This is a genomic window from Micromonospora sp. NBC_00330, from assembly GCF_036136635.1.
In the GTDB taxonomy this organism is placed as follows: domain Bacteria; phylum Actinomycetota; class Actinomycetes; order Mycobacteriales; family Micromonosporaceae; genus Micromonospora; species Micromonospora salmantinae.
Map to the genome: position 1 here is coordinate 3,844,243 of NZ_CP108012.1, position 13,275 is coordinate 3,857,517.

10 protein-coding genes are annotated in these 13,275 nt (G+C 71.8%); 4 read left to right on the forward strand and 6 right to left on the reverse strand.

All coding sequences use genetic code 11. The annotated features are described in order from the left end of the window. The first annotated feature begins 87 nt into the window (after window positions 1-87). From OG598_RS17225 to OG598_RS17235, 3 genes are read left to right on the forward strand one after another with little or no spacing between them, the layout of a single operon-like run. Entirely contained in the window at window positions 88-2,496 is a 2,409-nt protein-coding gene (locus tag OG598_RS17225) for a PEP/pyruvate-binding domain-containing protein (protein ID WP_328650125.1), read from the forward strand. Between the two features lie 30 nt (window positions 2,497-2,526). Further along, window positions 2,527-3,192, forward strand: a complete 666-nt coding sequence (locus tag OG598_RS17230) for a hypothetical protein (RefSeq protein WP_328650126.1) — start codon at window positions 2,527-2,529, stop codon at window positions 3,190-3,192. A gap of 51 nt (window positions 3,193-3,243) precedes the next feature. Next, window positions 3,244-3,825, forward strand: a complete 582-nt coding sequence (locus tag OG598_RS17235) for a TetR/AcrR family transcriptional regulator (RefSeq protein ID WP_328650127.1) — start codon at window positions 3,244-3,246, stop codon at window positions 3,823-3,825. 23 nt (window positions 3,826-3,848) lie between these two features. Here the strand turns inward: OG598_RS17235 and OG598_RS17240 are convergent, their stop codons facing one another. Then, the gene (locus tag OG598_RS17240; RefSeq protein ID WP_328650128.1) at window positions 3,849-5,222 is read right to left on the reverse strand and encodes an N-acetylmuramoyl-L-alanine amidase; all 1,374 of its coding nucleotides are present in this window, start codon (window positions 5,220-5,222) and stop codon (window positions 3,849-3,851) included. Window positions 5,223-5,288: 66 nt separating this feature from the next. Continuing rightward, window positions 5,289-6,455, reverse strand: a complete 1,167-nt coding sequence (locus tag OG598_RS17245; RefSeq protein WP_328650129.1) for a peptidoglycan DD-metalloendopeptidase family protein — start codon at window positions 6,453-6,455, stop codon at window positions 5,289-5,291. A gap of 242 nt (window positions 6,456-6,697) precedes the next feature. Between OG598_RS17245 and OG598_RS17250 the strand changes: the two genes are divergently transcribed. Beyond that, window positions 6,698-7,882: a low temperature requirement protein A gene (locus OG598_RS17250; RefSeq protein ID WP_328650130.1), complete on the forward strand. Its 1,185-nt coding sequence runs from the start codon at window positions 6,698-6,700 to the stop codon at window positions 7,880-7,882. Between the two features lie 44 nt (window positions 7,883-7,926). On the opposite strand, the gene OG598_RS17255 is transcribed toward OG598_RS17250, so the two are convergent. The 4 genes from OG598_RS17255 to OG598_RS17270 all read right to left on the reverse strand — a co-directional run bounded on the left by OG598_RS17255 (window position 7,927) and on the right by OG598_RS17270 (window position 13,185). Beyond that, window positions 7,927-9,240 (reverse strand): hypothetical protein, encoded by a 1,314-nt coding sequence (locus OG598_RS17255; protein ID WP_328650131.1) that lies wholly within the window; start codon window positions 9,238-9,240, stop codon window positions 7,927-7,929. A gap of 14 nt (window positions 9,241-9,254) precedes the next feature. Continuing rightward, window positions 9,255-10,781 (reverse strand): alkaline phosphatase D family protein, encoded by a 1,527-nt coding sequence (locus OG598_RS17260; protein ID WP_328650132.1) that lies wholly within the window; start codon window positions 10,779-10,781, stop codon window positions 9,255-9,257. Between the two features lie 122 nt (window positions 10,782-10,903). Continuing rightward, complete coding sequence (locus OG598_RS17265; RefSeq protein WP_328650133.1) at window positions 10,904-11,887, reverse strand: TolB family protein; 984 nt, start codon at window positions 11,885-11,887, stop codon at window positions 10,904-10,906. Continuing rightward, entirely contained in the window at window positions 11,884-13,185 is a 1,302-nt protein-coding gene (locus OG598_RS17270) for an MFS transporter (protein ID WP_442931304.1), read from the reverse strand. Before OG598_RS17270 ends, OG598_RS17265 begins: the two co-directional genes overlap by 4 nt. Between the last annotated feature and the right edge of the window lie 90 nt (window positions 13,186-13,275).

Here is a 13,275-nt window from a genome sequence, read left to right on the forward strand (position 1 = left end):
GCACCCGCAGCGGTGACATTGCAGTCGCATCGCAAACGAGATACCGTCGGCTGCAATACAGTTGTATTGCAACGAGAGTGGGCTGCCATGCACGTGATCGCGTTGTCCGAGGTGACCGCCGCCATGACCGCAGTCGTCGGCGGCAAGGCGGCCGGGCTGGGCGAGCTGATCCGGCACGGCGAGCGGGTCCCCGACGGTTTCTGCGTCACCACCGAGGCACACCGGCTCGGCGTCGTCCCCACTGCCGAGGTCGTCGCCGCGTACCAGCGGCTCGGCGCGGGCCCGGTGGCGGTGCGCTCCAGCTCCACCGCCGAGGACCTGCCGGACGCGAGCTTCGCCGGGCAGCAGGACACCGTCCTCAACGTCACCGGCACCGCCGAGCTGATCGCCGCCATCGAGAAATGCTGGGCTTCGCTGCACGGCGACCGCGCGACCGCCTACCGCGACGCCCACGGCATCGATCACCAGACGGTGCGGATGGCCGTCGTCGTGCAGCGCATGGTCACACCTGCGGTGGCGGGAGTGCTGTTCACGGCGAACCCGCTGACCGGGCGCCGCGACGAGATGGCCGTCGACGCCGCTGCCGGCCTCGGCACGACAGTGGTGGACGGCACCGCGGCCGTCGACCACTACGTCCTCGACGACGTCACGCGCACCGAGGCAGGATGCCTGACGTCCACACAGCTGGCCCGCCTCCGCGCCACCGGCGAGCGGTTGCAGGCCCACTTCGGCTGCCCGCAGGATGTCGAGTGGGCCATCGACGCGGACGACGTGCTGTGGCTCCTCCAGTCCCGGCCGATCACCAGCCTGTTCCCCGCCCCGCCGCTCAGCGAGAAGCCCTTCCCCCGCGTCTACCTGGAGTTCGGGCACGTTCAGGGCATGCTGCAACCGGTCACCCCGATGGGCATGTCGACACTGCGGACGCAGATCGCCGCGATGCTCGCCGCGCTCGGGGTGCGGGTCGAGATCGTCGACATCGGCGGCCGCCTCTACGGCGACCTCACCGACCTCGCGCGCGACCGGTCGTCCCGCAAGCGACTGGTGAAGCTCCTGGCCGTCGACTTCGGGCCGCGCGCCCAGGCGGTGATGCAGCACGTGCTGGCCGATCCCCGGTTCGCCCCGACCAGCGGCGGCGCCCGGCGCGGTGGGGCGCCGGGGGGCGCGTCGCTGCGGACGGCCCGCCGCGCGGTGGTGGGGATCCTGCGGGCACTGGCCCGTCCCGAGGCCGCGCGGACCAGGATGTTCGAGGCGATCGAGCAGCTGAGGGTGAGCGCAGCCGCCCCCGCCGACCTGCGTACCACCGCCGACCGGCTGCGCTTCGTGCAGGCGCAGGACGCCGACGCCGACGACAGCGCCGACGCGATCATGTGGCCGATCGTCGCCGGGATGCTCGCCGCCGCCCTGCCGACCGCGCTGCTCAAGGGCGTCGCCGGCCCGGACGAGATCCACACCGTGCTCGGCGGCATGCCACACAACGTCACCATCGAGATGGACCTGGCCCTGTGGCGGCTCGCCCAGGGCGTGGGCGACCACCGCCAGCTCCTCCTCGACACCCCGCCGGCCGGGTTGGCCGCACGCCACCTGCGCGGGACGCTGCCCGACATCGGCATGGCGGCCTTCCTGGACGTCTACGGGCACCGGGGCGTCGCCGAAGTCGACCTCGGGGTGCCGCGTTGGGCGGAGGATCCCACGCCGGTCTTCGCCGCGGTCGCCAACTACCTGCGGGTGACCGATCCGCAACAGGGTCCCGACCAGCGCTTCCAGCGGGCGGCCTCAACGGCGGAGACAGCGCTGGAGGAACTGGTCACCCGAGCTCGCCGCCGACGGCCGGTGCGGGGCAGGATCGCCGGTTTCCTGTTGCGCCGGGCGCGATCGTTGGCCGGCCTTCGCGAGGCGGGCAAGTTCGCCGGGCTGTACCCGCTGCGCGAGACCCGTCGCCAACTGCTGCTCATCGGCGCCGACCTGCACGGCTCCGGCCTGCTCGACCAGCCCGACGACATCATGTTCCTGACCCTCGACGAGGTGCACACCGTCGTACACCAGGGTGTTGATCTGCGCGGCACCGTCACCGCCCGGCGGGCCGTGCACCGCCGGGAGCTGCGGCGTCGGACGGTGCCGGTGGCACTGCTCTCCGACGGTACGGATGTCGAGACCGTCCTGCCGGCGGCATCGACCGGCGACGGGACGCTCGCCGGAGTGGGTGCGTCGGCGGGTCGGGTGACCGGCCCCGCCCGGGTCGTGCACGACCCGGGCACCGCCCACGTCGAGCCCGGCGAAGTCCTGGTGGCCGCGACCACGGACCCCGGCTGGACCCCGCTGTTCCTCACCGCGGCGGCGCTGGTCACCGAGACCGGCGCGATCATGGCGCACGGCCCGACGGTGGCCCGTGAGTACGGCATTCCCGCCGTCATCTGCGTGCCGGACGCCACCCGGACCATCACCACCGGGCAGCTCGTCACCGTGGACGGCGGCGCCGGAACCGTCACGCTGCACTGACCCGTCGGCCCCCGAGCAAGAAGGACGACAATGACCGACACGAAGACACCCACCAGGGCGCGGGTGGGCCCGCTGCTACGTCGGGCGGCCAAGGTCGAGGCCGCGACGTGGCGCAGCCTGTACGTGTGGGCGCGGCGTCGTCCGCTGCCGCTGGGGCCCGGGGACGAGCCGTTCGGCTACCTCGGCGTGGTCAAGCCGATCCTGGGCATCTTCATCGGCCTGTCGGTCGTGGAGATCCCGATCTTCGACGTGGTGGTCACCCACGTGGTGCCGTGGCGACCCGCCCGCTGGATCGTGCTGGGCCTCGGCATCTGGGGTCTGCTCTGGATGATCGGCCTGTTCGCCAGCATGACGATCCACCCTCACGTCGTGAGCGACCGGGGCCTGCGGGTGCGGCTCAGCTGGGGCATCGACATCTGGATCCCGTGGACCGACGTCGAGGCGCTGCGCAAGCGCTACCGTTCGCTGCCATCGAGCAGATCGGTGCAGGTCGAGCAGGAGGGCGACCGGCGCGTGGTGTCCATTTCGGTCGGCAGCCAGACCAGCATCGACGTCCTGTTGCGCCGGCCGCTGACCTTCGACCTGCCGAAGACCGGTTCCACGCCGGTGAACGAGCTGCGACTGTACGCCGACGACCCGGACGGCCTGCTGCGCAGCGCGCGGGGCACCCCGGTGAGCCAGACCGTCAGCCGGTGACCGCCGCGCTGGCGGAGTCTCCGGGTCACCCACTGTGAAACGATCGAGGTCATGCCCAAGAAGGTCGATCACCAGGAGCGACGCACCCTCATCGCGGACGCGCTGATGCGGGTCGCCGCGGATCAGGGCCTGGAGGCCGTCAGCCTCCGACACGTTGCCGCCGAGGCGGGCGTGTCGGCCGGGATGGTTCAGCACTACTTCCGGACCAAGGACGAGATGATGGCGTTCGCGTTGAGCGTGGTGCGTGAGCGCAGCCAACTCCGGGTCACCGAGGCGGTGGCACGGCTGGGCGAGACCCCGTCGCCTCGACTGCTGCTGCGCACGATGCTCGCCGCGCTGCTGCCGCTCGACGAAGGCACCCGCGACAACGGGCGGGTGGCGCTCGCGTTCCTCGCCTACACCGCGGTGCGACCGTCGGCCGCGCCCAGCCTGCACGAGGACACCGCGCAGTTCACCGCGTTCATCGCCAGCGTCCTGCCCGACCGGCACGACGCCGCCGCCGCGGCCGGCCTGCTGGCCCTGATGGAAGGGCTCGGTGTCTACCTGCTGGGCGGGCAGTACACCGCCGAACAGGCGCTGGGCGCGCTGGACGCCCAGCTAGACCTGCTCTTCGGCTCGTCGGCGGCCGCCTGAGCGACCGTGGCCGTACCGCGCCCTCAGCAGCGCGGCACGTTCGGGATGTACCCGTCGTAGCCGGTCAGCACGAAGGCGTCCGAGACGTAGCGGTTGGTGCCGATCCGGTTCCAGACGGCGGTCGTGCCGTACGGGCCGGTGACCGTGCTGCCGACGGCCTGGCAGTAGACGGCGACGGTGGCGCCGTCGGCGACCGAGCCGACGACCGGATAGCTGGCACCGGGACCGGAGCGCACGTTGAGGCTGGACGCCTCGGTGTTGACCGTGCCGGAGCCGATGCCGGTGATGCCATCCACCAACTGCATGTAGTAGGTCCAGTTCCAGTTCGGGCCCGGGTCGGTATGGGTGGCACCGGGCACCTCACGGTGGGCGATGATGTGCGCCCGATCCCTGGGAATGCCGTACTTCGTGGCGAGGCTGCGGGTGAGCGCGGCGGAGGCGCGGTACATCGCGTCGGTGAACCAGGCGGGATTGTCGACGAACCCCTCGTGCTCGATGCCGATCGACTCGGTGTTGTAGGTCCAGTTGCCGGCGTGCCAGGCGATGTCCTTCTCCCGCACCGACTGGTTGACGGCCCCGTCGGAGGAGCGGAAGGTGTAGTGCGCGCTGGCCTGCGCGGCCGGGTTCTGGAACCAGCTGACAGCGCCGGCGTACGAGCCCTGCGTCAGGTGGATGACGATGCGGGTGACCGGGTGACTGCCCGGTCGACTGGCCACCGTGTAGTTGCTCGTGCTGGCCGGCGCCCACGCGGCCGGCCCGTAGTCGGTGCTCAGGGTGCCGATCCCGCCGAGCACGGCGGCCCACTCCAGGCCACCACGCCGGGGCGCGACCGGTCGCCCTGCCACCGTCTCGCCGCGCCCGGTGAACCCGGCCCGCAGCAGGTCGTAGACGGTGTCGGCGTAGAGCCGCGCGACCGACGCCTCGCTGGCGCCGCCGTACCGGGCGACCGCTCCGTACCAACCGTTCACGTCGTCGCGCGTCGCGGCGGTGAGGCCGGCCTGATCGGCGTACGAACGCAGCACGGCCGCCGCCCCGAGCACATTCGCCGCGGGTTCGGTCCGCAGCGCGGCCGGACTGAGCCGGGTGAGCGCGGCAGCCTCGTCCAGGGTGCGCACGCCGGGGGCGCTCGCCAGGTGCATCAGCCCGTGACCGCCCGCCGCGCTTGGTGCGTGGGCGTGCATGTCCAGCCGCGACTCGGCGTACCCCAGCGCCACCAGCAGGTCGCGTGGCACGCCGTACCGCGCGGCGGCGGTGTCGAACGCGACGGCCAGCGGCGCGGCCGGCGCCGGCGTCCCACCGGGGTCGGCGACAGCCGGTGACACGACCGCGACGACTCCGGTCAGGGCGGTGGTCAGGGCGAGCAGGAACCGGCCTCCGTGGAAGGTGCGAACGGACATGAGCCCTCCTTGCGGTGACTGTGGGTTGGCGGCCGGTGGGCCGCCAACCCACGGGGATGAACCTCGTCAGCACCAGCCGTTGATCGGACCGTTCACACCGGTCGACAGGTAGGCGTCGGACACCCAACTGCCGTCGCTCAAACGGTTCCAGAGCGCAGTGGTGCCGTACCGGCCGGTGTGGGAGGTGCCGTTGGCCGAGCAGGAGATGGTGACCGTGGCGCCGTCGGCCACCGAGCCCAGCGAGCCGTAGCCGGTCCCTGGCCCGGCACGTCGGGTGAGCGCCCCGCCGCCGTTCGCGTCGACCACCCCCTGGTTGAAGCCGAGCGCGCCGTAGTTGTAGAGGCCGCCGCCGGCACCGGCCCAGGCCGACCCGTGCCGCGCCCCGCCCTGGTACGCGGCGGCGCCGTTGGCCAGTACCCACTTGCCGATGTCGTGGCCGGCGATCGGCACGTACGCGCTGTTCTGCCGGAGCCCGAAGTGGACGTGCCGGCCGTAGGCGGCTCCGCCACAGGTGACGTCGGTGCCGGTGTTGCCCAGGACGGCGCCCTGGCCGACGCTGGCGCCGTTGACGGAGATGCTGTTCCACAGGTGGTAGTAGTCGGTCGAGTAGCCCCGGTCGTGAATGACCCGGATCCACCCCTGACACATCGTGTACGCCGCTCCGGCGCGGGTGGCGCGGACCACCTGGTCACCACCGGCCAGGTCGACCGAGCTGTACGGCGACTCGGTCCCACCCCAGCCGTGCGGGCCGCTGGTGAGCGTCCACGTCTGGCCCACACCGAACGGCAGGGCCATTCCGGTCCGGTAGTCCCCGCCCGCGTACATCGGGGTGGGGGTGGTGGTGAGGACGCTCTTCTCCTGGCTTGTCACCAGGGGCGACTCGGCGGCCAGCGCGCCGAAGGCGGCCTCGCCGTCGAAGGCGATCCGCCACCCGGCGGGCTCGGACCGGGCGATGAAGATCGACCCGGTCGGATGGGCGTCCTCCTGTCGGGGCGCGAGCGCGACGGCGGTGCCGAACGCCCACCGGCCGCTGGTGCGGCTCACGGTGATTCGGGTCTCCGGTCGCGCATCGGCGGCGGACAGCTCGGCGGTGCCGAGCAGTTTGGCGGTCACCGCAGCGGTGAGCGTGGGGGTCACGGCCGCGGAGGCGGCGCTGGGGGCGACCCCGATCAGGCTCGTGACCATCAACAGTGCCGCGGCGACGCCGCCGGCCAATCGTCGACCGTTTCTCATCGTGCCCTCACTTTCGATGGGGGTCCAGGCCGGAGCGATGGAGCGCCTGCGGCCACTGAGGTTTGGGGTACTGGCGGGGTTGACCAGGGGTTATCGCGCAAACACGGAGATGAACGTAAATATTGATGATAATTGTTATGTAGTAAATCGTCGAAGTCAACGCGATAACCGAAGGTTTTCTACATCGTCCAATTTCGCGCATCGACCACCGGGCAGGGTGACGGACCGACGAGGATGACCTGATGAGCCGCGCCCTTCGATCCCGGCCGGTGCTGGTCGAGGAGGCGCACCGGGCCACGACCTTCGAGATCTTCTTCGACCTGGTCCTGGTGTTCGCACTGACGCGGCTCATCGGTTTCATGGCGGAGTCGCTGGGGCCGCTCACCCTCTACCAGGGACTGCTGCTCCTGCTCTGGTTCTGGTACGCGTGGAGCTGCTATGCCTGGCTGGCCAATCATGTCCGCGCGGACAACGGCCCCGCACTGGCCGGGATGCTCGCGGCGATGGCCGCCATCTTCGTGGCGGCGCTGGTGATCCCGGAGGCGTGGCAACGCCACGACGGTGCGTTGAGCCCGCCGCTCACCCTGGCCATCGCCTACATCGTGGTCCGTGGGCTGCACCTCGGCCTGATGACCTACGCCTCGTCCGGCAACCCGCAGTACCGCCGGCAGACCCTGCGCTTCGCCGTCTCCACCACGATCGCCTGGGTCCCGCTGCTGGTGGGAGCCGTCCTCGGCGGGACCGCGCAGACCATGCTGTGGACCGTGGCGTTCCTCGTCGACTACGGCGGCGGCCGCATCGCCACCGCCGCCAGCTTCGGAGAGGTCCGCAGCGGGGCGCACTTCGCCGAACGCCACGGTCTGGTGCTGATCATCGTGCTCGGTGAGTCCCTGCTGTCGGCCGGGGAGGGCGCGGGTCTGGCGGTGATCGCCTGGCCGGTGCTGCTGGCCGCGGTGTTCGGCTTCGTCGCGACCGTCTGCCTGTGGTGGCTCTACTTCGTGGGCGTCGCCCCGGCCGCCGCGCAGGTGCTGACCTCGGCCTCGCCGCGCTCCCGGCGTCGCCAGCAGTTGGCGTCGGACGCGTACACGTTGGCGCACCTGCCGTTGGTCGCCGGAGTGGTCTACTTCGCCCTGGGCATCCACCTCATCCTCGCGAGCCTGGCCGACCAGCCTCGGCATCCTGCTGGGGAGCCGATGGGGTGGCCGGCGATGGTCGTCCTCTACGGCGGTGCCGCGCTCTACCTCATCGGTCGTCTGCTGTTCCTCCGGCTGACCGTCGGCGGCTCGCCGGGCAATCTCGTCGCGATCGGCGTCGTCCTCCTGCTGCTGCCGGCGGCCCGGATCCTGCCCGCGCTTGTCGCCCTCGGCCTGCTGGCGGCCTTCCTCACCGCACTGGTCCTGTACGAGCGGCTGCCCCGGGCCGACTGACCGCTCCCCGACAGGGAGATGTCAGACGACCCGGGTCGACGTGGTCAGCTCGCCCTGGTGCCCCGCGCCTTCAGTCGGCGCAGCTCGTCGGCGGACATCAGCCAGGTGGAGTTCGTCGTCCCCAGGCCGAGGAGCACCTGGTCGAAGGTGTTGCCGTCATTGTCGTCGGTGTAGCAGACGCTCACCTCGCCCCAGGGCGAGGCGGCGACCGCGAAGTGCTCCTGGCGACCCGTCGTGGTCTGGCTCAGCGCCTGGGCCGCCAGCCGGCCGGTGGACGTGCCGTCCGGGTTGAGGCCCCGCGCCCAGACGTCCGGGTTGGCGCCGGACACCGTCCAGCCCACCACCACGTTGTCCTGGTCGTCGATGCCGACCCCGGGAGCGATGGCGCCGGTGCCGGTGGACACCGGAACCTCGTCGTGCCGGGCCGTGCCCGCAGCGGTGAACGATCGGGCCCAGACACCCCGGGCGCCGGTGTGGTCGGACTCCCACCCGACTGTGAAGTCACCGGCGAAGTTCGCCGCCACCGAGGCACGCTGCTGCTGCCCTCCGCTCTGCGCGTTGGCCGTCCGCCGCGACAGCGCCACGGCGCCGTTGGACCGGGCCAGCCGGGTCAGCCCGATGTTGTACGAGCCGTTGGCGTCGGCGTCCTCGTCCCAGACCACCAGCGCCTCGCCGGAGGCGGACACCGCAACGTCGGGACGGTGGTGCGTGCCCGTCGTCTGCGAGGCCGTCACCTCGTACGCCTTGGTGGTGGCGGCGGTGAAGCCGGCGGCCTTGACGGTGGCGGGAGCGGTGCCCTGCACGTCCTCCCAGACCACAGTGAAGCCGACGGCGGCGGCGTTGGTGGGCGCGCCGTCCGGGTCGACCGAGACCTTCGGCCAGATCTGCTGCCCGGCGTCGCTGGCGTTGGCCTGCCCCGAGCCGAGCACCGCGCCGGCGGGCGACACCACCCGGTACTGGATGTTGTAGACGCCGTTGCCGTCACCGTCGGCGGCCCAGACCACCACGGCGTTGCCCCGGTCGTCGAGGCCGACGTCGGGGCTGAGGTGCCGCCAGGCGGCCCCGCTGGTTCCTCCGGTGGAGAGCTTGAGCTCGTACGCGGGGGTGCCGTCGCGGAACAGCCGCAGGTAGATCTCGCTGTGGGTGTCGTCCTCGGGTGCGGTGCTGTCCCGGTCGTCCTCCCACACCACTGCGACGTGACCGTTGCGGTTCATGGCGATGGACGGCAGGTCCTGGTCGCCGGTGGCGACGCTGTTCGCGGTGGTCCAGGTGACCGCCTCGGCGGTCATCGCGGTCGGGCCGGGAACCACGTTGGGGACCAGCAGGGACGCGGTGAGCAGTGCGGTGATCGCGGTCATTGTGGCTTTCTCCCTTACCCGGCCTGCAGGCCGGGCTGGCCGTCGAGGATGACGAACGAGCGCACTGTGGACGCCGTCGCGCCGTGCTCGGTCACTGTGTTCACAGCGCGGAAGTCCGCGCGGACCTGGGTGCGGCTGATGGTGGTACGGACGTATCCGCGCCGGTCCGAGTAGAACTTCAGGTGCGGGTTGGCCGCCGCGTTCGGGACCGTGGTGCTGCCGCTGCCGTTGCCGGTCGAGCTGATCGAGGTGCAGACCAGCTCGGTGCCGATGGTGGCCGAGGAGGGGTTGGCGTAGTCGGCCTTGAGATCGTTGGCCCACGACCGGTGCACGTCGCCGGTGAGCACCAGGGGGTTGCGCACCCCACGCTGCTGCCAGCCGTTCTGGATGCGGCTGCGGGAGGCCCGGTAGCCGTCCCACGCGTCCATGCTCGCCGCCCCGTTCGCGTCGAGTTGCTGGGCGAAGAAGACCTGTTGGCCGAGGATGTCCCAGGTGCCGTAGCGCTGGGCCAGCCCGTCCAGCAGCCACGCCTCCTGGGTGGCGCCGGTCAGCGAACGGGACGCCAGGTCCGCGTCGGCGCAGACCTTCCAACCGTCGCCGCAGGCCTGGTCGTCGCGGAACTGCCGGGTGTCGAGCATGTGGAAGGTGGCGAGCTGCCCCCACCGGACCCGTCGGTACAGCGGGATGCTGTTGCCGTTGGCGGCGGACGCCGGTCGCAGCGGCATGTTCTCGTAGTAGGCCCGGTACGCGGCGGTGCGCCGGGCGGTCCACTGGGCGGCGGTCAGCGTGGGGCTGCTGTCGTTGCGGACCATGTTGGCGTAGTTGTTCTCCACCTCGTGGTCGTCCGGCACCACCAGCCAGGGTGCCGCCGCGTGAGCCGCCTGCAGGTCCGGGTCGGACTTGTACAGCGCGTACCGGCGGCGGTAGTCGGCCAGCGACACGATCTCGGCGCCGACGTGCTGCCGCACCGTGGAGCTGCCGACGCCGCCCTCGTAGATGTAGTCGCCGAGGTGCAGGATCAGGCCGGGGTTGTCCTCGGCCATCCGCCGGTACGCGGTGTAGTAGCCGGCCTCGTAGTGGGCGCAGGAGGCGAAGGCCATCACCAGGTCGCGGCCGAAGGCGCTGGGCGCCGGCGTGGTCCGGGTCCGCCCGACCGGCGAGATCTGGCCCTGGGCCCGGAACCGGTAGTAGTAGTCGGAGTCGGCGGCGAGCCCGCCCGCGATGGCGTGCACCGAGTGCGCGTCGGCGTACCGGGCGACCACAGAGCCGGAGGCGACCAGCGAAGTGAACCGGTCGGTGGTGGACACCTGCCACTCAACTGTCACGTCGGCGTTGGCCATGCCGCCCTGCCCGTCGGCGTTGAGCGGGGAGGGTGCCAGTCGGGTCCAGAGGACCACGCTGTCGGGCGCCGGGTCACCGGACGCCACACCGAGTTTGAAGGGGTACGGCACCGCGGCGCGGGCACCCTGGCGGGGTGTCACCGCGACCCCGGCGGTCACCAGTCCACCAAGGACGAATATGCGACGGCTCAGCCTTGTCATGGTCAACAGCCTCGGGAACGTCGATGAACGGCGATGGCTGCGCGGCGGAATCCGACATGACGGAATGCTGTCCGCGCCAAGGCGTTCAGGTGTCCGGACCGCCGGGGCCGGGGACCGGACCGTCAGGTGAGCGGGGACGGCGACTCGGCGCCGGGGATCACCAGCGCCGGCGTGCCGGACCCGTCCGCCGGAACGCTCCAGACGTCGGGCTGGCCGTCGTCCCGGCGCAGCGTGTAGGCCAGCTTTCCGTCGTCCAGCCACGCGGCCTGGTCATCGACGCTGCGGACCTCGGCGGTCGCGGTGACCCGCATGCTCGACAGGGCCAGGACCGACAGCCGCCAGCCCTTCGCCGGGTCGGCGTCGATCGCCTCCTTGAACGCGAGCCGGGTGCCGTCCGGTGACAGTGACGGGCACTCGACGTTCTCCTTCAGTGTCTCGACGGTACGGGCCGCGAGGTCACCCCGGACGAGGTACCTCCTACCCCCGGTCGCCATTGTCGCGTAGAAGCGGTTGTCGTCGGCGGTGAAGGTGACGCCCCAGTAGTTGACGTCCGCGTTGCGGTAGCCCCGGCCGTCCCGGGTGATCGCGAACTCTTCGAGCGAGGCCACGGTGCCGCCGGTGCGGGTGTCGAGGATCCCGGTGCGGGTGGAGAAGCCACTGGCGGTGTACGAGTCGCCACCGACGAACGTCGTCCAGGAGACCATCCGGCCGGACGCCGAGACCCGGGCCCGGTTCGGCAGCCCCGGCACACTGACCGCCCTCGTCTGGCGCAGCGTCGCGTCGAGCACGACAACCTGGTACGACCACGCGGTCTCCGGCTTCAGGCAGACCCCGGTGCCGGCCGCCGCGTACACCCGGAGGCATTCCAGGCCGGCGACGGTGCGCGGCCCGGCGGGGTCGGTCGCGGCGACGGTGGAGACGTGCCGGTCGGTGATCGCCAGCAGGCGCGGCCCGGACGTCAGGGTGACCACCTGCTCGCCGCCGGCGGGGGGCGTCGTCCGGGGAGCCTGCGCGGCCGTGGCGGCGTAGCCGGCTGCCACGGTGCCCAACAGCACGGCCGAGGCGACCACCACGCCGAGCTTCGCTCGGGTCGACATCGCGGTCATCGGGGCACCTTCCGGGTGGTGAGTCGGGACGGGGAGGCCAGCAGGAGCAGCGTGCCGACCAGGACGCCCGCGACGGCCACTGCCGCCGCGCGGATCGCGTTCTCCGGCCCCCACGCCTGCCAGGCCAGACCGAACAGCACGGAGGAGACGAGGTACGCGAGGGCCTGCCCGGTCTGCACCAACGCGATTCCGGTGGTCCGCAGACGCGCCGGCAGCACCGGACCGGCGAGCGCGATGAGCACGCCGTCGGTGGCCGCGTAGAAGGCGCCGTACAGCGTCAGCGCCAGGGCGATCAACGGCCAACCGTCGACCGGGCCGGCCAGCAGCAGGTACGTCGCACCGAGGGCCGTGTAGCCGCCGATCACCACGGGGAGGCGACCGATCCGGTCGGCGAGTACGCCGAGCGGAGCGGCGAGCAGCAGGTACGCCAGGCTGGTCCCCACCGCGAGCAGCGGGAACCAGCGCAAACCGAGGTCCATCCGGCGTTGCAGCAGCAGGTAGACGAAGCCGTCGCCGATGGTGGCCAGCCCGAGCATCGCGGCGGCCAGCACCAGCCGCCGAGCCGGTCCGCCGCGCAGCAGCCCGAACGCCTCCCGGACGGAGACCTTCGCATCGTTGGCCTTGTCCGCCGCGTCACCGTCCGCCACCTCGCCGGGCGGCTGCTCCCGGACGAAGAGCACGAGCACCACGACGGCCAGGGTCGCGATGCAGAAGCTGGTGACGAAGACCGCGTCGTACGACTGCCCGACGACCAGCAGGACCGCGAACGCGGCGAGTGGCCCGAGGAACGCCCCGACGCTGTCCATCGCCCGGTGCACCCCGAACGCCCGACCCAGCGCCTCGGGCGGCGTGGAGAGCGTGATCAGCGCGTCGCGCGGCGCGCTGCGTACACCCTTGCCGAGCCGGTCGACGGCGATGACGGCGCCGATCGCCGGGATCGACCGACCGGCGAGCAGCAGGCCGAGCTTCGCGACCGCCGAGAGCGCGTAGCCGATGCCGGCGATCAGCTTGCGCCGTCGGAACCGGTCGGCGGCGAAGCCACCGACGACCCGCAGCAGCGCGGTGGCGCCGGTGTGGACGCCGTCCAGCACGCCGAAGGCCACCGGGCTGAGGTGCAGGCCCAGCACCAGATAGAGCGGCAGGACCGCGGCCACCATCTCGGCCGACACGTCGGTGATCAAACTGACGGTGCCGAGCGCGACGACGTTGCCGCTGACCATCGCGAACCGACGGCGTCGGGGCCCCGATCCGGGATCGTCGGCGACCGGTCGGGAGACGGTCGACAGGTACACGAGCATCTCCTCTGATCGACGGTCAACGGGCAGCCATCGTCCGTACTCAGTGGAGGTGACACAACGGACCGCGCGTGGCATCGGGGCAAGGGTCGG